We start from the raw sequence: 19,580 nt of genomic DNA on the forward strand, positions 1-19,580 counted from the left end.
GGCAACCTCAATAGCATCTGGATGGCGAAAAAATATGTCTATTGCAACAAAAGTCAACAAATGATATAACAAAAAAATGTTAGAGAACCAAGAACATAGTGGAAATTCCTTCGTCCAGAAGGCGGCAAGGGGTACGGGTGCCCCGCACCGCGCCGAGGGGATTTACAACAAAATATGCGCGGATCTGCAGAAGGGAATCTATGCCCCGGGGGACAAGCTTGTTCTGCGCGAGTTGGCGGCTGAATTCGGTGTCAGCCTCACCCCGGTCCGGGATGCTCTCAATCGGCTCGTCGGGGAAAGGGTCCTCGAGATGCGGCCCAATCGAACCATTGCGGTGCCGATTCCGCTTGCCGCGGAAGTCCGGGAGGTGCGCCGTATTCGCATGGAGATCGAGGGGTTCGCTGCCGCGGAGGCTGCCAGTCGCATTTCAGTCGATGAGCTTGAGCAGGTCGAGCTTGCCTGTGACCGATACGTGGCCGCGCGCAAGTCCGGTGATGCGGTAGTTACGCTGGAAGCCAATCGGGTCTTTCATTTCAGCGTTTATGCGGCGGCAAGGATGCCGTTCCTCTTGGAAATCATAAATGGGTTCTGGCTGCGCAACGGCCCGCTACAGCATCTGTTGCTGCAATCCGGGACGCCGCGGTTCGATCGCTCCGATACCCTTCATCGGGCTGTGCTCGATGCCCTGCGCGACAGGGACGAAGTTGCTGCCCGCAAGGGGGTGAGTGACGATATCGACTATCCGACCAACGACATCATCATGGCTTTGGCAGAGCTGCGGGAGTCACAAGGACGATAGCGACAAGCAGCGCAAGGGTTCCGGCAGGCGCCGGTGCGTTGCACGGCGTTCGTCCGACAAAAATATGAAAAACAGGCATCGACGTGTCGGTGCCCGCCAGGGGGGCAGAGTGTCAGTAAACTTCGATAAGAACGCCGAAATCGGCTATCTGACGGCAATCGATCTCAAGCAGGCCTATACGTCGGGTGCGCTCTCCGCGAAGACGGTGACGGAACAGATCCTAGACCGGATCGCGGAGCTTAATCCCGAGCTAAACGCGTTCTCGGCCCTGACGGCCGATCAAGCCATGCAGGACGCGGCGAACGCCGACGCACAGAGAGCCGAGGGGCGAGACGCGCCGTTGCTCGGCATTCCGGTGACGATCAAGGACGCCTACGACCTGGCAGGTGTCAAGACCGAGACTGGCTCCATCTGGCTGAGCGAAACCAGCGCGGTTGCCGACGCGGACAACGTGGTCGTCAAGCGGCTTCGCGATGCGGGGGCCGTGGTGCTGGGCAAGACCACAACCTCGGAGATGGCCTGGTCGGGACTGAGCTGGAGTCCTCTTACCGGAACGACCCACAACCCCTGGGGCAAGGGGCTCAATGCCGGCGCATCCTCCGCGGGGGCCGGGGTTGCCGCCGCCGCCGGGTTCGGGCCGCTTCATCTTGGATCGGACGGTGGCGGATCGATCCGCATGCCCTGCCACTTCTGCGGCGTCTTCGGCCTCAAGCCGACATTCGGCCGGGTTCCGCATGTTCCGATGTCGAACAACGATTATGCCACTCACATCGGTCCAATGAGCAAGACGGTGGCCGACAGTGCCCTGATGCTGAAAGTCATGGCGGGTCCCCATCATCTCGACCACACGTGCTGCGAGAGTTCGCCGCCTGATTATCTCGCCAGTCTTCCCGCCACCATGAAGGGGAAGCGGATCGCGCTGAGTGTCGATCTGGGGCATGCGCGCGTAGACGACGATGTCGCGGCCTCCGTGCGCGAAGCGGCAAAACTGTTTTCGAGCCTGGGTGCCAATGTCGAGGAGGTTACGCCGAGCTGGGGCGAAAAAGGTGCTGATCTCGCTCGGTTCTTCTGGGCTGCGAAGGAGGGGCGCAGGGCCAACCTCATCGAGGAATGGGGCAGCAAACTTGGGGCGGACTACGTTGCCTGCATGCGGGCCGGTGCAGAGTACAGCGCACCCGAATTCCTCAATCGCCGGCAAGAGAAATACGATTATGTCGCGGAGATGCAGTCGTTCTTTGAAGATTGGGATTTCTTGCTGACGCCAACGGCATCCGTCACTGCTTTCCCGCCGCAACAAATGCGCCCGGATCACTGGCCTCAGCACGAATGGGATTGGATGGCATGGGCCGAGTTCCTCTACCCGTTCAATCTCTCCGGCAACCCCGCGGCTTCCGTGCCATGTGGTTTCGACGGCTCGGGGCTGCCGATCGGCCTGCAAATCGTGGGCCGGCGCTTTGACGATCTAGGCGTTCTGCAGGCGTCCGCCGCCTATGAAGCCTCCAATCCGATTTACCGGCAGCGTCCGAGCTTCGACAGCTTCCGGTGAAGATCTGGGTTGCGCGCAATCGCGCGCCAAGAAAAACGCCGTCTCCCAGAGCGGTCTCTTAGAGGGAACAGCTATGAACTATTTAAAGAATTTAGGTTGCGCGTTGGCTGTGGCAGTCGTGTCCGTCGTCACGGGGGCTCTGCCGGCGTCTGCACAGTCCGCGCTTGATCGCATTCTTTCAGCCGGCAAGATCGTTATTGGCGTGCAGAACGATGTGCCGCCATACAGCCAGATCGGCGCCGACAACGAAGTCGAGGGCATGGATATCGAGATCGCCCGAGCCATTGCGCGGGATCTCGAGGTTGATCTTGAACTCGTGATCATAACCGGCGCGAACCGTATTCCCACGCTCGTCTCCAATATGGCCGACATGGTGATCGCAACCGTCGGTATTACACCTCAGCGGGCCAGTGCCGTTGCGCTTTCCGATCCCTATACGGCTTTCTCGATGGTGCTCGTCGGGCCGAGCGATGTGGAAATGTCTAGCTATGACGACACCGCCGGCAAGGTGATCGGTCTGACGCGGGGCACCATGCAGGACGATATCGTCAGTCGAAATGCGCCCGATGCCGACATTCGTCGGTATGACGATGATGCGACGGTCGTTCAGGCTCTGGCCACGCGCCAGATCGACGCAACGGCTTTCGGCAACACCGTCGTTGCCAGCCTCATGCAGAAATTCCCCAATCTCGAACTGGAGCGTAAGTTCGACGCCTATTCCACGTTTGCCGCAATTGCTGTGCGGCAGAGCGATGCCGACCTGCTCCAGTGGGTCAATACGTGGATCTTCTTCAATCGGCATAACGGCTACCTGGCGTCACTGCACAAGAAGTGGCTCGGAATCGACTTGCCGCCGCTCGATTGATCGACACCGTCAGGAAGGCTTCGGCTTTCCTGACGCCCCCTTCCTCTTGGTCTCGCCTTTTCTTCCGTCGCCATGACGCACGCGGTGCCGCCCCGGCGCGGCCCGATGGGGGGTGCCTTTGTCCATTACAAGCAGAACCAGGGACCTTTCATGACCTATGTCCTTCAGTTCGGGCCGGTCTTTCAGCGGTCCGATCTCATATGGGCCGGGCTGTTGACCACTATACAATTGTCGGTCATCGCGATTTCGGCCGGTTTTGTCATTGGAACCGTTTGCGCCCGGATGCGAGCCGAGGGCGGTACCGTTTCCCGAACCATTGCGGCAACTTATGTTGAAGCGATCCGCAACACGCCGTTTCTTGCCCAACTATTCCTGGTTACGTTCGGGCTTCCCCAATTCGTTGCGATGCTCGGTGCGCCGATCCGGCCGTCCCCTTACACGCTTGCCATCATCGCTCTCAGCATCAACCTCGGGGCGTACATCACCGAGATCGTCCGAGCGGGTCTGGAATCCATTCCCAGGCAACAGGTTGAAGCTGCGCAGAGTCTGGCGCTCAAGCCGCACCAGATTTTCCTCAGGATCAAACTGCCTCCGGCGCTCGCCAACGTCTATTCGGCGCTCAGCGGGCAGTTCATCCTGCAGATGCTGGGATCCAGTATCGTATCAGTGATCGCGGTACAGGAACTGACGTCTGCGGCCGGCCGGATCCAGTCCGAAACATTCCGGACCTTTGAGACCTATCTGGTCGTTGCCGCTTTATATTTCGGCCTCGCCTTCCTTCTGCGCGCCATATTCTACGCCATTGCCTCAATGCTTTGGCCATGGCGCAGAAAAACGGTCGGGTGAGCGATATGTATAGTATGCGCACCTTTGGTCTTGATGAAGCGCTCTACTTGCTCCAGGCCGCACAGTGGACAATCTATCTTTCGGTTCTGACCTTCGCGATGGGCGGTCTCGTGGGGTTTGTCATCGCCCTGGCGAGGTCCTCTAGATCCCCCGCCCTGCGCACCATCTCTGGAGCCTATGTTCAGATATTCCAGAACACGCCGCTGATTATGCAGTTGTTCATCGTCTATTACGGGCTCAGTCTCCTCGGGTTCAGGTTGCCGGCCGTAATCGCGGCTGGCGTGGCGTTGACGTTCTTTGCGTCTGCTTTCCTGGGCGAGATCTGGAAAGGGTCTATCCAGGCCGTGCCTCGCCAACAATTCGAGGCTGCCGATGCGCTCGCTTTGTCGCCCTGGCACAGGACACGGTACATTATATTGCCCCAGGCGATCCGTATTGCGACGCCTCCAACCGTGGGGTTCTTCGTTCAGATCGTGAAGAATACGTCGTTGACGAGCATCGTCGGCATGACGGAACTCATGCGGGCCGCAACGATCATGAACAATGCAACCATGGCGCCGCTGAATATCTATGCGGTCGTGTGTCTGATCTATTTTCTGATCTGTTTCCCGCTCTCAGTGCTGAGCCGCAAGTTGGAGGCCCGCGTCAATGTCGGTCGTTAAAGTCCATAATATTCGCAAGAGCTTTGGGAGCGTAGTCGTTCTGAAGGACATCAGCCTTGAAGTCCAGTCGGGGGAAGTGCTTGTTCTCCTGGGGCGTAGCGGCTCGGGAAAATCGACGCTCCTGCGATGCCTGAACGGGCTCGAAACCATCGAGGCGGGGTCGATCGAAGTTGCTGGGCATCCCATGACCTACAACGGGGAATCCTTGAGGGCCCTGCGCAAGGATGTTGGCATCGTCTTTCAGCAGTACAATCTGTTTCCGCACATGACCATCGGGCAGAACATCATGCTCGCCCCGCATCTGGTGAAACAGGTGCCGAAGGCGGAGGCCGAAGAGAAGGCGCGCAAGATGCTGGAGAAAGTCGGCCTGCTCGACAAATTCCATGAGTATCCGGACCGCCTTTCCGGAGGGCAGCAGCAACGCGCCGCCATAGCGAGATCTCTCGCCATGGAGCCCAAGCTCATGCTGTTCGATGAAGTGACCTCGGCACTCGATCCGGAATTGACCGAGGAAGTGCTTGCGGTCATGGCCGCACTGGCGGAGTCGGGCATGGCGATGGTCGTCGTGACCCACGAAATGGGGTTCGCCAGCAAGGTCGCCGATCGCGTGATCTTCATGGATGACGGCACGATCGTCGAGGAAGGTTCCCCCGACACGATCTTCGCCTCGCCGTCGACGCCGCAGTTCCGTTCTTTCCTGGCCAGGGCCAATTGATTGCGCGGGCGTATGCGGCAGACAAGCGTGGGAGACCGCAGGGCAAATTGGCTGTCCCGTGGCTTTAGCGCGGCCTCTGTGGAGCCTTGCTCCGCAAGGCGACAGCGAGGGGCCTTTAAGCCGGACCATCGAAAATCGGCGAATGCCGGGAAGCCTGGCCAATGACGCATTCAAATTTCTTGCGTGAACGCGATATCCGCTTTCATCTCCATTCCCAGACCAATCCTGAAGCGCTGAGACGTGACGGGCCAATCATCATCGAACGCGGTGAAGGACCTTATGTCATCGGTGAAGACGGAAAGCGCTATCTCGACGTTATGGCCGGTCTTTGGTGTGCTTCGCTCGGCTTTGAAAACGAGAGAATAGCTGGGGTTGCAGCGCGGGCCTATCGGTCGCTGGCCTATTATCACAGCTTCAGTGGGCGCGCGTCGCCCGATGCGATTGATGTCGCCGCATCGATCGCGCAGCGGGTTCCCATCGAAAATGCGCGGATCTATTTCGCGACATCTGGGTCGGAAGCGATCGAAACCATGATCAAGCTGGCCTGGTTGTATTTTCGAGGAAGGGGCCAGCCGGAACGACGAAAGATCATCGCGCGCGACAGGGCGTTTCATGGCTCGACCATCTTTGCCGCGTCGCTGACAGGTCTGCCCCATATGCATCGGGAGTTCGGCTTGCCACTGGGGGGGATAGTCCGCGTCTCCTGCCCGGATACCTATCGCGGCAGGATTGCCGGTGAAAGTGAAGATCAGTTCGCCGATCGCCTTGCCGCGGAACTGGATGAGGCAATCGTCGCGGAAGGGCCCGAAACGATAGCGGCGTTTATCGCAGAGCCCATAAACGCCGGGGCAGGGGTCATCGTTCCGCCGGATACCTATTTTGAGAAGGTACGGGCCGTTCTGGACAAGTACGGCATATTGTTGCTGGCCGACGAAGTGGTTTGCGGCTTCGGGCGCACAGGTGAGTGGTTCGGCTGCCAGGCTATGGGCATGAAGCCCGATATGATGGCGATGGCCAAGGGGCTGTCATCCTCGTATTTCCCGATTTCCGCCGTGGCGCTGACCCCGGAGATCTACGAGGCGATCGATGCGGCAAATGCGCATGGAACCAATTTTGGTCATGGCTTCACCAATTCGGCGCACCCGGTCGGGGCAGCAATCGTCAGGGAAGTACTTGCGATCTACGACGAGATGAACTTGCTCGAACGTGTATCGCGACAGGGCAAGCTTCTGCGTGAACGGCTTTCCGAGGAGCTATCGGATTGCAGCATCGTCGGCGATGTCCGAGGCCGAGGTCTCATGGCTGGCGTGGAGATCGTGGAGGACCGGAACAGCAAGGCAGTCTTTGCTGTCGAAAAGGCGGTCCCCGCGCAGATCGAACGAATGGGGATGGACTATGGTCTGATGCTTCGGCCGCAAGGGAATACAGTGACATTCTGTCCGCCATTTATAGTAACCGACGAGCAGGTCGAGGAAATGGCGAACAAGGTCGGAGCGATACTCCGTGAGATAAGTTCGCTATAGGGGGCCGGCGATGTCTTGTTCCCTGTTCGACCTCAAGGGGCGCATGGCGCTCGTTACCGGCTCGAGCCAAGGTATCGGATTATCTCTGGCGAAGGCCCTTGCGAAGCAGGGCGCTCAAGTCGTTCTCAATGCCCGCGATGAAACGAAACTGAGCGCCGCCCAGGCGCAGTTGAAAACTGCGGGCTTGGATGTATATCGCTGCGCCTTCGACGTATCCGATCATTCGGCGACGGAAGAGGCTATAGCCCGTATTGAGAACGATATCGGTCCCATCGACATAGCCATCAACAACGCGGGTATTCAGTATCGCGAATCCTTGGAAGCGTTCCCAGTCGATCGGTGGGAACAGCTTCTTGCCGTCAATGTTTCGGGCACTTTCCATGTGAGCCGCGCTGTCGCGAAATACATGCTGGCGCGAGGGCGTGGCAAGATAATCAATGTTGCTTCAGTTCAGTCCGAACTGGCGCGATCCTCGATCGGACCCTACACCGCGACCAAGGGGGCAGTCCGGAATCTTACCCGGGCAATGGCCGCGGAGTGGGCGCGTTACGGACTTCAGATCAACGCACTGGCACCGGGCTACTTCAAGACACCACTCAATAGCGCGCTTGCAAGCGATCCGGAATTCACGGCTTGGCTCGAGACGCGCACCCCGGCGGGGCGTTGGGGAGAAGTTGATGAGTTATCGGGAGCCGCGATTTTCCTGGCCTCCGATGCATCCAACTTTGTTAATGGACATACGCTCTTCGTCGACGGCGGAATCTCGATCGCGCTCTGACCGCATCAGACCCGCGTCGGCCCTCCGTGATGGCTTCGGGGCACAGGGCGTCATCGGTGCCTGGATAACCATCCGCAACCTGATCGAATGGATTGCGTTCCTGATCTCAGAACGCCAAGGGAGACGAATTACCAGGGTCGAGATCAGGGAACCGCGGCGTAAACCCGAAAAGGGGGCCACCTTGGAAAAGCCGCCAAACCGCCTGCAATTCCGGGACCGCTTCGGCGAAGTCTTCAGGATTCAGATTCGGTATTCAGCGGACACGCTCCAGGTCGACGATTTCTCGTTCAGGAGGGCTTTTCGTTTCGGTAGTCCGGTGGCGCTATTTAATCGGATCTGCATTGGCCTGTGCGGCAGCCGGGGCCTGCACCAGGCCCCGGATCATGAGTCGCACGTCATACCGACTATCCGCGCGGGGATTCTCTCGCAGCCGGCCCGTCCATCGGCGTTCGATGGGGCCGTCGCTGGGCCTACGGCCGGAACGGCGGTGAGGACGGAACGCTCGTATCGAAGGGCTCGTTGAGCATCGGCAGAAGGCCGGCGCGCGGATTGTAGTTGACCGGCGGGGGATAGTACAAACCGGCGCCATCGCCGCCGCCGGCGGTGCTGCACGCCGCCAGCACCGGAAGCGATGCCAGAAGCGACGAAACAATCAAAACTCTACGCACTTGCATTCTGGATCTCCCGGGTCTGATTCGCCGAGCGGAACCCTAGCACAAGCGGTGTCCGTGTCACCGACATTGCGGCGCGCCCGTACCCCGGTTCCGCTGCATTCCCGGCCTTGCGATCCGCAGGAACCTTGGCGGCCGGGACTGCGTTCTGGCCGATAATAGGCTGTAAATGTGGTTAACGCATTATAAAGGCCGCGCCCGTGCCGATGTCTGCAGCCGCGGTGTCGGCGCCCACTGGCTTTTCGCGCCCACCGGACTAAGAATCGGGGCATTCGGGGAGCGTCTCCGTTACTTGACAGGGATTCGATCCGTAGGCTCCGGCGAACCGGGCAAGAGGAGTCGAATGCGAAGCGGGGCGAATTCGGTCTGCCGGACGTGCGTCCTGGCGACGGCTGCCATGGTGGTCGTGCTGGGCGTCGCCGCTGTCGACCCGGGCCGGGCGCAGGGCCAGGCCCAGGCCCAGACCCAGAACAGGGCACAGGATCGCGCGCAGGACCAGGCGGCAACCGCCAGTTCGCTTCCGCCGCTGGATGGCGAGCGGATCAGCGCGGCCGCGGCCCGGAACAAGCTCGTCGTCTTCGATGCGGCGATCGCCGGGGGCAAGCTGATGGTCAGGGGCGTGGCCTCCGAGCCGGGCCAGCTTGTCCGCCTCGACGGCCGGTACCGGACGCGTTCGGACGAACGCCAGTATTTCGAGTTCGCCCATGTCTATCTTCCGGACGACTGCATCGTAAGACTGCGGGCCGGCAATCGGCGGGCGAGGGCGGTCGTGCAGAACTGCGGGCCGCGCGGACGAAAGGGCCGGCCTGGCGCCAGGGGGGCAGCCGGCGGGCCCGGTCCCGCCGGCGCCTCCGGCATCGCGGGCACATACGGCTTCAGCGGCCAGGTCGGCCCGATCGCGGGCGGCCCGTCCGAACCGCCGGTCTTCGCGGGGGAGACCGTCGACCTCACGGTCACGGACGGGCAGAGGATCCTGGGGGCCGCGCAGGCTGCTCTGGGGCTCACCGGCGACAAGACGAGCGCCGGTCGGGTCGGGCTCTGCTACCAGTCCCTGCCCGATGGGCCCGTGCAGGACGTCAACGGCAGCGATTTCCTGTTGGTCACGTTCACCGCCGAACGGCAGATCTATTCGGCGGGCGGCAGCGTCCAGGTCCCGCCAGGGCCTTATCGCATCGGGTTTTGCGTGCAGAACCTCGGCGACGCGCCGCTGGACGACAATGACGTCGCCCAGGGCTGGGTGATGGTGACCAGCGAGTAGGCCGGTCGGTCCCGCCTCGCGGCGGGCCGTCGCCTACTGACAGTTGGCGAGCGTCAATCCGCTGGGCAGTTTCGTGGCCGCGTCGCCGCACGCCGTCGCCAGCATGTCCTGGGTGAGACCGGAGGCGCCGGTCAAATCGGCACCGGACAGGCGTGAGCGCTGCAGCGTGGTCCGGTCCATTTTCGCTCCCGTGAACTGAGCGCCGGAGAAATCGCCATGCGACATACGGGCGCCGCTCAGGTCGGCGTCGATGAAGGACGCGTTTATGGCCTGGGCCCGGTCGATGTCGGAGCCGCTCAGGTTGGCCCCTGAAAAGTCGGCGCCCTGGATATCGGTGCGCTCCAGATTGGCGTCGTTGAGCTGCACCTTCTCCAGCACCGCGCGTGCCATGACGGCGCGTTTCATCGTTATGTCGCGCATGTCGGCGCCGGCGAAGTTGGCGTCCGTCACATCGGTTTCGTCGAAATCGGCGTTGCGCAGATCCGCGCCGGAGAAATTGGCGCCGGGGGCCTTGCCCTTCTCCATGTCGGCATTGCGCAGCTTGGCGTTGGCGAAGGTGGAGCCGGACAGGTCGGATTCCTCCATCTCGGCGCGCTGCATGTCGGCGTTGGCGAAATTGGCGTTGGGCATGCGCGCGTACTTCATGTCGGCATTGCGCAAGATCGCGCCCGACAGGTCGATGTCGGCGCGGTCGATGTCGCGCAGATGGGCCGACCGCAAGTCGCATTTCTGGCAGCTTCCGGTCGAAATGAGCTGTTCGATCGCGCCCGTCGGGTCCACCGGCTGCGGCTGCATGTGCGGAATGACGAAAATTACCGCTCCGGCGATCACGATCAGGAGCGGCAAACCAAACAGAATGAGCAGTCTCGGAGTCGACATGTCGGTAAGGCCTCGTCCCGCGTGGGCCCGTTCTCGATATTCGGAATATGCGGTTTCGCGGCGGAATTGACCAGACCCTGCCGACCTTTCGGACCGGAACGGCCGTGATCTACAGCGCCGCCGACGGTTTGGACGTTCGAGCGTAACGGAACTTTACCAGATACACCTTAAGCGCCACCACATGACCCACCATCGAGGGCGCGGCACGGATCGTGCTGCGACCGGGGCGAAGAGACGGCTTCCGTCGTCGATTGTACCAGAACGGAGCATTAGCGTGCCGAATACATCCCCCTCCGTGCCTGATCGGATCGATTGGGTCGATATCGCCAAGGGATTCTGCATCATCATGGTCGTGATGATGCACTCGACGCTGGGCGTCGAAAAGGCCGCTGGCGCTGAGGGCTGGCTGCATCCGCTAGTGGAGTTCGCGAAGCCGTTCCGCATGCCCGACTTCTTCCTGATCGCAGGCCTGTTTCTGGCGCGCCGCATCGATCGGCCGTGGGGGGAATATCTCGATCGCAAGGTGCTGCACTTCGTCTATTTCTACATCCTGTGGATGGGTATCCAGACCGTGCTCAAGACCGGCCTGGCCGGTGACGGGTTCGCCGCGATGCCGCGCGACTTCCTGTACGGCCTGATCCAGCCTTACGGCACGCTGTGGTTCATCTATCTCCTGCCGGTGTTCTTCGTCGTCACCAAGCTGTTGCGCCCGGTCCCTCCGGTGGTCGTGCTGGTCGCCGGCGCCGCGCTTCAGGTTGCCCAGGTCCACACCGGCTCGGTCATCGTCGACGAGTTCGCCAGCCGTTTCGTTTTCTTCTACGCGGGCTACGCGCTTGCTCCGGCCATCTTCGCCTTTGCAGCGAAGGTCCAGGAGATGCGGCAGGTGGCGCTCGGCGCGCTGATCCTGTGGGCGCTGGTGAACGGCAGCCTGGTCGAGGCCGGCCTCGCCGACGCGCGCTTCGTCAGTCTCGGGCTCGCCGTGCTCGGCGCCATGGCGGTCGTGTCCGTTTCGGCGCTGCTCGCCGCGTCGCTGGCCGCCGTGCCGCTGCGCTATTGCGGCGAGAACTCCATCGTCATCTATCTCGCATTCTTCCTGCCGATGGCCGTCACGCGGATCGTGCTGCTGAAACTCGGCATCGTGCCCGATATCGGCACGATGTCTCTGATCGTCACCAGCGCCGCCATCGTCGGCCCACTCGTGATGTTCTGGATCGTGCGCGGCACCTGGTTCGGCTTCCTGTTCGAGCGGCCGGCCTGGGCGCGCTACGAACCGACGCGGCGCCTGGCGCATGCCGCCGAATAGGCAGGGACCGACGCCCGCCCCCTAAAAAGGGTCGCCAAGCGGCACCGGCCGGGGCATAGTCCCGGCCATGCCGAAAACCGAAAATCACCCCGTCAAATCCGGCGACCATGTGTTCCTGGTCGACGGCTCGTCCTACATCTTCCGCGCCTACCACGCGCTGCCGCCCCTGACGCGCAAGTCCGACGGGCTGCCGATCGGCGCGGTGCACGGTTTCTGTCAGATGTTGTGGAAGCTGTTGCGCGACGCCGAGGAAAACGGCGACGCCGACAAGCCGACGCATCTCGCCGTGATTTTCGACTATTCGGCGAAAACCTTCCGGAACGAGATCTACGATCAGTACAAGGCGCACCGCCCGGAGCCGCCTGAGGATTTGCGCCCGCAGTTCGGCCTCATCCGCGAGGCGGTGAAAGCCTTCAACGTGCCCGGGATCGAGCTGGAGGGCTACGAGGCCGACGACCTGATCGCGACCTACGCGAGGCAGGCCGCCGACAAGGGCGCCACCGTGACGATCGTCGCCTCCGACAAGGATTTGATGCAGGTCGTCGGCGACCACATTGAGATGATGGACCCGATGAAGGAACGGCGCATCGGGCCCGCCGAGGTCGAGGAGAAGTTCGGCGTCGGTCCCGAGCATGTCGTCGACGTGCAGGCGCTCGCCGGCGATTCGGTCGACAACATTCCCGGCGTGCCCGGCATCGGCGTGAAGACCGCCGCCCAGCTCATCCTCGAATACGGCGACCTCGAATCGCTGCTGCAGCGCGCCGAGGAGATCAAGCAGCCGAAACGGCGCCAGAACCTGATCGAGCATGCCGACAACGCCCGCATCTCGCGCAGGCTCGCTGAACTGAAGTCCGACGTGCCGGTGGAGACGGATCTCGGCGAACTCAGCGTGCGCGCGCCGGAGCCGGAGCGCCTCATCGCCTTCTGCAAGGGGATGGAGTTCACCACCATCACCAAGCGCGTCGCCGACGCGACCGGCGTCGACGCGGCCAAGGTCGAGCCTGCCGAGGTGCCGTTCAAGTACTGGCCGCCCGAAGGCGGAGAGGGCGGCGAGCCTAAGGCCGACAGGCCGGCGAAGACGAAGGTCGCGGAGAAGACGGAAGACCAACGCCAGGCGGCGGTCCAGCCTGCGGGCGGTCCGGGATCGCCGTCGGCTGCGGTCGAGGCCGGCGCGGCGGCCGCCAGGTGTGTTCCGATCGATTCCTCCGCCTATGAGATGGTGACGACGCTGGACGTGCTCGACGCCTGGATCGCCGAGGCGATGACGGCGGGCGTCGTGGCGGTCGACACGGAGACCACCTCGCTCGATGCCATGCAGGCGGAGCTTGTCGGCGTCTCGCTTGCCACCGGCCCGGGGCGGGCCTGCTACATCCCGCTCGGCCATCGTGCCTCGGAAGGCCTCGATTTCGGCGACGACCGCCCGGAGCAGATCGAGATGTCGGAGGCGCTCAAGCGTCTCAAGGTGCTGCTGGAGAACCCCGGCACGCTGAAGATCGCGCAGAACCTCAAATACGATTGGCTGATTTTCATCCGCCACGGCATCGACGTCGCCCCCTTCGACGACACCATGCTGCTGTCCTACGCCCTCGATGCCGGGCGCGGAGGCAACGGCATGGACGAGCTGTCGCGGCGCTGGCTCGACCACGAGCCGATCAAATACGCCGATGTCGCCGGCACGGGGCGCAACAAGGTGACGTTTGACCTCGTTCCGATCGACCGCGCCACGGAATATGCCGGCGAGGACGCGGACGTGACCTACCGGATATGGCAGGTCCTGAAGCCGCGCCTGGCCGCCGAGCACTTGGCCACCGTCTACGAGACGCTGGAGCGGCCGATGGTGCCGGTGCTCGCCCGCATGGAGCGGCGCGGCATCACCATCGACCGGGCGATGCTGTCGCGCCTGTCGGGCGATTTCGCCCAGGCCGCCGCCGCGCTCGAAGCCGAGATCCACGATCTTGCCGGCGAGTCCTTCAACGTCGGTTCGCCGAAGCAGCTCGGCGACATTCTGTTCGGCAAGATGGGGCTGCCCGGCGCCAAGAAGACGAAGACCGGGGCCTGGACCACCGGGGCGAGCGTGCTCGAGGATCTTGCCGCCGAAGGCCACGAGCTGCCCAGGAAAGTCCTCGATTGGCGCCAGCTTTCAAAGCTCCGCTCGACCTATACCGATGCGCTGCCCGGCTACGTCAATCCGGAGACCGGGCGCGTCCATACGTCCTACGCGCTTGCCGCGACGACGACGGGTCGGCTGTCGTCGTCCGAACCGAACCTGCAGAACATTCCCGTCCGCACCGAAGAGGGCCGTCGCATCCGCAAGGCCTTCGTCGCCGAGAAGGGAATGAAGCTTGTCTCGGCCGACTACAGCCAGATCGAGCTGCGCGTGCTGGCCCATATCGCCGATACGCCGCAGCTCAAGCAGGCGTTCGACGACGGGCTCGACATTCACGCGATGACCGCCTCGGAGATGTTCGGCGTGCCGGTGAAGGGCATGGATCCGATGATCCGCCGCCGCGCCAAGGCGATCAACTTCGGCATAATCTACGGCATCTCCGCCTTCGGGCTCGCCAACCAGCTGTCGATCCCGCGCCAGGAGGCGGCCGACTACATCAAGCGCTACTTCGAGCGTTTCCCCGGCATCCGAGACTACATGGAGGACACCAAAGCGTTCGCCCGCGCGCACGGCTACGTCACCACGATTTTCGGGCGGCGCTGCAACTATCCCAACATCACCAAGGGCCATCCCTCCGAACGCGCCTTCATGGAGCGCGCGGCGATCAACGCCCCGATTCAGGGCTCCGCCGCCGATATCATCCGCCGCGCCATGATCCGCATGGAGGATGAGCTGCGCAAAGCCAGGGTGAAGGCGGAGATGCTGCTGCAGGTGCACGACGAACTGATCTTCGAGGTGCCCGAGGACACGGTCGACGATGCGATCCCGGTCATCGTCAGGGTGATGCAGGAGGCGCCGCTGCCGGCCGTTTCGCTGAAGGTCCCGCTTCAGGTCGACGCCCGCGCCGCCGACAACTGGGACGAGGCGCATTGACGCCGCGACGGTCCGGATGTGCGCCAAGAACATCCTCTGGATCATGTGCGACCAGCTCCGGTTCGACTATCTGAGCTGCGCCGGACATCCCTACCTTCAGACGCCGAACATCGACGCGCTGGCCAATCGGGGCGTGCGGTTCAGCCGGGCCTATGTGCAGTCGCCGATCTGCGGCCCCTCGCGCATGAGCTTCTACACCGGCCGCTACGTGCGCTCGCACGGGTCGACCTGGAACGGCGTGCCGCTGCGGGTCGGCGAGCCGACCCTCGGCGACCACCTTTCGGAGATCGGCGTGCGCACCGCGCTGATCGGCAAGACGCACATGCGTGCCGACACCGAGGGCATGGCGCGGCTCGGCATCGATCCGGAGTCGCTCATCGGCGTGCAAGTCGCCCAATGCGGCTTCGAGCCCTACGAGCGCGACGACGGCCTGCATCCCGATGGTCCCTACGCGCCGGACCCGGCTTATGACGACTATCTGCGCGACCGGGGATTCGGCGGGTCCAACCCGTGGGAGCAATGGGCGAATTCGGCACAGGGCGAGGACGGCGACATCCTGTCCGGCTGGCTTCTGGCGCACGCCGACAAGCCGGCGCGCGTGCCCGAGGCGCATTCCGAGACCGCCTACATGACCAATCGCGCGATGGCCTTCATCCGCGAGGCCAAGGCCGACGGACGGCCGTGGTGCGCGCATCTCTCCTACATCAAGCCGCACTGGCCCTACATCGTGCCGGCGCCCTATCACGACATGTACGGGGCGAACCAGGTGGTTCCGGTCGTCCGCTCCGGTCGCGAGAAGGAGAACCCGCATCCCCTCTACGCGAGCTACATGGAGGAACGCTTCTCCAGGGTGTTCGCCCGGCCCGGCGTGCGCGAGCGGGTGATCCCCGCCTACATGGGCCTCATCAGGCAGATCGACGATCATGTCGGACGGCTAGCCGCTTTCCTTGAAGAGGAAGGGTTGACCGACTCCACCATGATCGTCTTCACCTCGGACCACGGCGACTATCTCGGCGACCACTGGCTCGGCGAGAAGGAGTTGTTCCACGAGGTTTCGGTGAAGATCCCGCTGATCGTCGTCGATCCCTCCCGTGACGCCGACGCCACGCGGGGGACCGTGACCGACGCTCTGGTCGAGGCGATCGATCTGGCGCCGACCTTTCTCGACGCCTTCGGCGGCAAGGCGAAGCCGCATGTGCTGGAGGGGCGGTCGCTGCTGCCGCTGCTGCGCGGGTCGCCTGACTGGACGCGGCGCGCGGTCATCAGCGAGTACGATTATTCGCAGCGCCGTGCCCGGGTCGATCACGACGTGCCGGTTGCCGATTGCCGCATGACCATGGTCTTCGACGGACGCTGGAAGCTCGTCCATGTCGAGGGCATGCGGCCGATGCTCTACGACCTTGAAAGCGATCCCGAGGAGTTCGTCGATCTCGGTGACGATCCGGCCTGCGAGGCCGAGCGGGCCCGGCTCCTGGGCCTGATGTTCGCCTGGGCGCGCAATCCGGCGAACCGCATCACAATGTCCGAGGAGCAGATCGCCGCGGCCTACGACACCGAACTCGATGCCAATATCCTGATCGGCTACTGGGACGAGGCCGAGGTCGACGCGGCGCGGAAGGCGCGCGGCGATGCCGAGTGACGGCGCCGAGTGATGACGCCGCGAGGCGCTGGCGCCGGTCCGCCTGTCGGCTAACCCGGCATGCCCTCGTACGGGGCGATGTCGTCGGAAAGGCACAGCCAGTCCGGCCGGTTGCGGGCGAAGACATAGCGTTGCGGATGCCACAGCGCGGAGTCGTCGAAGGTTCCGCCGGCGATTCCCTGCAAGCCCGGCAGGAACTCCAGCGTCCAGCCGAGCGTCGTGCCGCAGGTCGGACAGAAGCGGGTCTCGATCCAGCGCCCGGCATCCGATGTCAGCCGGTAGGGCCGCGTCTCGCCCTTGAGGAACGCGACGTCGGCGGCGTCGAAATAGACGGATAGGCCGAGAACGCTGCCGGTCCGCTTCCGGCACCAGTGGCAGGAGCACGCGCTGATCCGCTTCGGCGTGCCCGTCGTCCGGTAACGCACGGCGCCGCAGACGCATCCGCCGCAGACGCATCCGCCTTCGTGTCCGTCGCTCATCGTCGCCTCCGTCCTGATTAGAGGAAGGTCGTACCGTGCTGGAGGGGCGGCAGCCCCAGATGCGCGGCGACCGTCTGCCCGATATCGGCGAAGCTCGTCAGCGGCTGCGCGGGCCGGCCGTCGATACCCGGGCCGAAAGCCAGAACCGGGATCCGCTCGCGGGTATGGTCGGTGCCGGCGAAGGTCGGGTCGTTGCCGTGGTCGGCGGTCAGGACGACGAGATCGCCGGGCCGCAGAAGTGCCATCAGCTCGGGCAGCCGCGCGTCGAACTGTTCGAGGCAGGCCGCATAGCCGGCGACGTCGCGGCGATGGCCGTAGAGCTGGTCGAAATCGATGAAGTTGGTGAAGACGAGATCGCCGTCCTTCGCCGCCCGCGCGGCCTCCAGCGTCCGCTCGAACTGGCTGGCGTTGTCCGGCGCCTTCAGCACCTGGGTAGCGCCCCGGCCGACGAAGATGTCGGAGATCTTGCCGACCGCGTAGACGTCGTGCCCGGAGGCCTCGACCGCATCGAGCAGCGTCGGCGCCGGTGGAGGCAGGGCGTAGTCGCGGCGATGGGGCGTGCGCACGAAGGTCGCCGCGCTGTCGCCGAGGAAAGGCCGGGCGATCACGCGACCGACGCGCAGCGGATCGCACAGCCTGCGCGTGATTGCGCAGAGGTCGTAGAGCCGGTCGAGGCCGAAGGTCTCCTCGTGCGCGGCAATCTGCAGCACGGAATCGGCCGAGGTGTAGCAGATTGGCTTGCCCGTGCGCATGTGCTCCGCGCCGAGCTCCGCGATGATCTCGGTGCCGGAGGCATGCTTGTTGCCGAGCAGGCCCGGCAGATCGGCCTGCGTGATCATGGCGTCGGTAAGAGACTTCGGAAACGCCGGCTCGGTCGTCGGGAAATAGTGCCAGGCGAACGGCACCGGTAGTCCGGCGATCTCCCAGTGGCCGGACTGGGTGTCCTTGCCCTTCGATACCTCGCAGGCATAGGTCCAGACCGCCGACGGCCGTTCGACGCGTGCCAGGCCGTCAGGATGGCGCCCGGTCGCGGCCTCCGCCGCGCGGCCGAGGCCGAGCGCGTTCATGTTGGGGACGCGCAGCGCCCCGGACCGGCCGCCGGGCACGTCGGCGCGCCCGGCCGCGCAGGCTACGGCGATATGGCCGAGCGTGTCGGCGCCCTCGTCGCCGAAGGCGGCGGCATCGTCGGCACCGCCGATGCCGACGGAATCCATCACCAGGATCAGCGCCCGTTTCATCGTGCCGTCTCGTCGATGCGCGCGCACACGACCGGCCGCGGCTCCGGCGCGTCGCCGATCGTATAGGCGCCTCGCAGGGCCTCCGCCCCGCGCTCGGCAGCCGCCTCGTTACCGGCGTGAACGATGCCGATCGGACGGTCGGGACCGACCTCGTCGCCAAGCCCGGCAAGCTGCGTGAACCCGACCGCGGGATCGATCACATCGTCCGTGCGCCGCCGCCCGCCGCCGAGCGAGATCACGGCGACACCGACGCCGCGCGTATCGATCGCCGCGACATGGCCCGCGTCCCGCGCGAACACCGCGCGCCGGATCGGTGCCTCGGGCAGGTGGACCCAGGGCCGCTCGACGAGATCGGCGGGGCCGCCGAGGGCTGTAACCATCCGCGCGAAGGTCTCCGCCGCCTGTCCGCCGTCCAGGACATTCCTCGCCATCTCGAGACCGGCCTCCGTCGATCCCGCCAGGCCGCCCAGGCGCAGCATCTCGCCGGCGAGCGACAGCGTCACGTGCTCCAGCCGTCCGTCGCGTCTCTCGCCGGTCAGGAAGTGCACGGCGTTGGCCACCTCGACCGCGTTGCCCGCGGCCGAGGCGAGCGGCTCGTGCATGTCGGTCAACAGGGCCGTCGTCCTCAGCCCGGCGCCGTTGGCGACCGAGACGAGACTGACCGCGAGCGCCCGGGCCGCTTCGTAGTCTTCCATGAAGGCGCCGGACCCGAGCTTGACGTCGAGTACCAGTCCGTCGAGCCCGGCGGCGAGCTTCTTCGACAGGATCGAGGCGGTGATCAGCGCGATCGATTCGACCGTCGCGGTCACGTCGCGGATCGCGTAGAGCCGCCGGTCGGCCGGTGCCAGATCGGCGGTCTGGCCGATGATGGCGCACCCGACGTCGGCGATCACCCGGCGAAACGTGTCGAGATCGGGCTGGCTCCGGTAGCCGGGTATCGAATCGAGCTTGTCGAGCGTGCCACCGGTATGGCCCAGGCCCCGCCCGGAGATCATCGGCACGCGCGCCCCGCAGGCCGCGACGATCGGGGCGAGCATCAGCGAGACGGTATCGCCGACGCCGCCGGTCGAATGCTTGTCGAGCACCGGGCCGCCGTCGGCCGTCCCGCCCGTTCGGGGCCAGTCGAGCACGGAGCCGGAATCGCGCATCGACAGCGTCAGCGCCACGCGTTCGGCCGTGTCGAGATCGCGGAAGAAGATCGCCATCGCCAACGCCGCCACCTGGCCCTCGCTGATCGACCCGTCCGTCAGGCCCTGGATGAAGAACGAGATCTCCTGGGCCGAAAGCGTCTCGCCGTCGCGTTTCCTGCGGATGATTTCCTGCGGCAGAAGCATGACCG

At 63.9% G+C, this 19,580-nt stretch carries 17 protein-coding genes; 12 read left to right on the plus strand and 5 right to left on the minus strand.

From position 1 onward, the window contains the following. The first annotated feature begins 76 nt into the window (after positions 1–76). The 8 genes from MUB46_RS16090 (at position 77) to MUB46_RS16125 (ending at position 7,734) form a co-directional block, all read left to right on the plus strand. Positions 77–799 carry a GntR family transcriptional regulator gene (locus tag MUB46_RS16090; protein WP_261616950.1) on the plus strand — a complete coding sequence of 241 codons (723 nt, stop codon included), beginning with the start codon at positions 77–79 and terminating at the stop codon, positions 797–799. Between the two features lie 109 nt (positions 800–908). After that, positions 909–2,345, plus strand: a complete 1,437-nt coding sequence (locus tag MUB46_RS16095; protein ID WP_261616951.1) for an amidase — start codon at positions 909–911, stop codon at positions 2,343–2,345. 73 nt (positions 2,346–2,418) lie between these two features. Beyond that, a complete protein-coding gene (locus MUB46_RS16100; RefSeq protein WP_261616952.1) occupies positions 2,419–3,210 on the plus strand; it encodes a transporter substrate-binding domain-containing protein in 792 nt (263 codons plus the stop codon). A gap of 150 nt (positions 3,211–3,360) precedes the next feature. Further along, positions 3,361–4,056 (plus strand): amino acid ABC transporter permease, encoded by a 696-nt coding sequence (locus tag MUB46_RS16105; RefSeq protein ID WP_261616953.1) that lies wholly within the window; start codon positions 3,361–3,363, stop codon positions 4,054–4,056. 5 nt (positions 4,057–4,061) lie between these two features. Then, positions 4,062–4,718 (plus strand): amino acid ABC transporter permease, encoded by a 657-nt coding sequence (locus MUB46_RS16110; RefSeq protein WP_261617126.1) that lies wholly within the window; start codon positions 4,062–4,064, stop codon positions 4,716–4,718. Beyond that, positions 4,705–5,433: an amino acid ABC transporter ATP-binding protein gene (locus MUB46_RS16115; protein ID WP_261616954.1), complete on the plus strand. Its 729-nt coding sequence runs from the start codon at positions 4,705–4,707 to the stop codon at positions 5,431–5,433. Before MUB46_RS16110 ends, MUB46_RS16115 begins: the two co-directional genes overlap by 14 nt. 161 nt (positions 5,434–5,594) lie before the next feature. Beyond that, positions 5,595–6,956, plus strand: coding sequence for an aminotransferase (locus tag MUB46_RS16120; RefSeq protein WP_261616955.1), 1,362 nt, complete (start codon positions 5,595–5,597; stop codon positions 6,954–6,956). 10 nt (positions 6,957–6,966) lie between these two features. Further along, positions 6,967–7,734: an SDR family oxidoreductase gene (locus MUB46_RS16125; protein ID WP_261616956.1), complete on the plus strand. Its 768-nt coding sequence runs from the start codon at positions 6,967–6,969 to the stop codon at positions 7,732–7,734. A gap of 470 nt (positions 7,735–8,204) precedes the next feature. Here MUB46_RS16125 and MUB46_RS16130 read toward each other — a convergent pair whose 3' ends face one another. Continuing rightward, positions 8,205–8,408 (minus strand): hypothetical protein, encoded by a 204-nt coding sequence (locus MUB46_RS16130; protein WP_261616957.1) that lies wholly within the window; start codon positions 8,406–8,408, stop codon positions 8,205–8,207. A gap of 340 nt (positions 8,409–8,748) precedes the next feature. Here MUB46_RS16130 and MUB46_RS16135 point away from each other — a divergent pair, with 340 nt between their 5' ends. Then, positions 8,749–9,663 (plus strand): hypothetical protein, encoded by a 915-nt coding sequence (locus tag MUB46_RS16135; RefSeq protein WP_261616958.1) that lies wholly within the window; start codon positions 8,749–8,751, stop codon positions 9,661–9,663. A gap of 33 nt (positions 9,664–9,696) precedes the next feature. Here MUB46_RS16135 and MUB46_RS16140 read toward each other — a convergent pair whose 3' ends face one another. After that, positions 9,697–10,542: a pentapeptide repeat-containing protein gene (locus MUB46_RS16140; protein ID WP_261616959.1), complete on the minus strand. Its 846-nt coding sequence runs from the start codon at positions 10,540–10,542 to the stop codon at positions 9,697–9,699. A gap of 274 nt (positions 10,543–10,816) precedes the next feature. Here MUB46_RS16140 and MUB46_RS16145 point away from each other — a divergent pair, with 274 nt between their 5' ends. The 3 genes from MUB46_RS16145 to MUB46_RS16155 all read left to right on the plus strand — a co-directional run bounded on the left by MUB46_RS16145 (position 10,817) and on the right by MUB46_RS16155 (position 16,524). Further along, a complete protein-coding gene (locus MUB46_RS16145) occupies positions 10,817–11,845 on the plus strand; it encodes an acyltransferase family protein (RefSeq protein ID WP_261616960.1) in 1,029 nt (342 codons plus the stop codon). 67 nt (positions 11,846–11,912) lie between these two features. Next, positions 11,913–14,885: a DNA polymerase I gene (gene polA, locus MUB46_RS16150; RefSeq protein ID WP_261616961.1), complete on the plus strand. Its 2,973-nt coding sequence runs from the start codon at positions 11,913–11,915 to the stop codon at positions 14,883–14,885. Positions 14,886–14,901: 16 nt separating this feature from the next. Next, positions 14,902–16,524 (plus strand): alkaline phosphatase family protein, encoded by a 1,623-nt coding sequence (locus tag MUB46_RS16155; RefSeq protein ID WP_261616962.1) that lies wholly within the window; start codon positions 14,902–14,904, stop codon positions 16,522–16,524. Between the two features lie 50 nt (positions 16,525–16,574). Here the strand turns inward: MUB46_RS16155 and MUB46_RS16160 are convergent, their stop codons facing one another. From MUB46_RS16160 to deoA, 3 genes are read right to left on the minus strand one after another with little or no spacing between them, the layout of a single operon-like run. Continuing rightward, positions 16,575–17,003, minus strand: a complete 429-nt coding sequence (locus MUB46_RS16160) for a GFA family protein (protein ID WP_261616963.1) — start codon at positions 17,001–17,003, stop codon at positions 16,575–16,577. Between the two features lie 17 nt (positions 17,004–17,020). Then, the gene (locus MUB46_RS16165; protein ID WP_261616964.1) at positions 17,021–18,241 is read right to left on the minus strand and encodes a phosphopentomutase; all 1,221 of its coding nucleotides are present in this window, start codon (positions 18,239–18,241) and stop codon (positions 17,021–17,023) included. Further along, positions 18,238–19,575, minus strand: a complete 1,338-nt coding sequence (gene deoA, locus MUB46_RS16170; RefSeq protein ID WP_261616965.1) for a thymidine phosphorylase — start codon at positions 19,573–19,575, stop codon at positions 18,238–18,240. Before deoA ends, MUB46_RS16165 begins: the two co-directional genes overlap by 4 nt. Between the last annotated feature and the right edge of the window lie 5 nt (positions 19,576–19,580).

Source organism: Microbaculum marinisediminis, from assembly GCF_025397915.1.
In the GTDB taxonomy this organism is placed as follows: domain Bacteria; phylum Pseudomonadota; class Alphaproteobacteria; order Rhizobiales; family Tepidamorphaceae; genus Microbaculum; species Microbaculum marinisediminis.

Excerpts from the sequence above, each read along its gene's own strand:
- MUB46_RS16090 (WP_261616950.1), top strand. The coding sequence starts at position 77 with ATGTTAGAGAACCAAGAACATAGTGGAAATTCCTTCGTCCAGAAGGCG.
- MUB46_RS16100 (WP_261616952.1), top strand. The coding sequence starts at position 2,419 with ATGAACTATTTAAAGAATTTAGGTTGCGCGTTGGCTGTGGCAGTCGTG.
- MUB46_RS16105 (WP_261616953.1), top strand. The coding sequence starts at position 3,361 with ATGACCTATGTCCTTCAGTTCGGGCCGGTCTTTCAGCGGTCCGATCTC.
- MUB46_RS16110 (WP_261617126.1), top strand. The coding sequence starts at position 4,062 with ATGTATAGTATGCGCACCTTTGGTCTTGATGAAGCGCTCTACTTGCTC.
- MUB46_RS16115 (WP_261616954.1), top strand. The coding sequence starts at position 4,705 with ATGTCGGTCGTTAAAGTCCATAATATTCGCAAGAGCTTTGGGAGCGTA.
- MUB46_RS16120 (WP_261616955.1), top strand. The coding sequence starts at position 5,595 with ATGACGCATTCAAATTTCTTGCGTGAACGCGATATCCGCTTTCATCTC.
- MUB46_RS16125 (WP_261616956.1), top strand. The coding sequence starts at position 6,967 with ATGTCTTGTTCCCTGTTCGACCTCAAGGGGCGCATGGCGCTCGTTACC.
- MUB46_RS16130 (WP_261616957.1), bottom strand. The coding sequence starts at position 8,408 with ATGCAAGTGCGTAGAGTTTTGATTGTTTCGTCGCTTCTGGCATCGCTT.
- MUB46_RS16135 (WP_261616958.1), top strand. The coding sequence starts at position 8,749 with ATGCGAAGCGGGGCGAATTCGGTCTGCCGGACGTGCGTCCTGGCGACG.
- MUB46_RS16140 (WP_261616959.1), bottom strand. The coding sequence starts at position 10,542 with ATGTCGACTCCGAGACTGCTCATTCTGTTTGGTTTGCCGCTCCTGATC.
- polA (WP_261616961.1), top strand. The coding sequence starts at position 11,913 with ATGCCGAAAACCGAAAATCACCCCGTCAAATCCGGCGACCATGTGTTC.
- MUB46_RS16155 (WP_261616962.1), top strand. The coding sequence starts at position 14,902 with ATGTGCGCCAAGAACATCCTCTGGATCATGTGCGACCAGCTCCGGTTC.
- MUB46_RS16160 (WP_261616963.1), bottom strand. The coding sequence starts at position 17,003 with ATGAGCGACGGACACGAAGGCGGATGCGTCTGCGGCGGATGCGTCTGC.
- MUB46_RS16165 (WP_261616964.1), bottom strand. The coding sequence starts at position 18,241 with ATGAAACGGGCGCTGATCCTGGTGATGGATTCCGTCGGCATCGGCGGT.
- deoA (WP_261616965.1), bottom strand. The coding sequence starts at position 19,575 with ATGCTTCTGCCGCAGGAAATCATCCGCAGGAAACGCGACGGCGAGACG.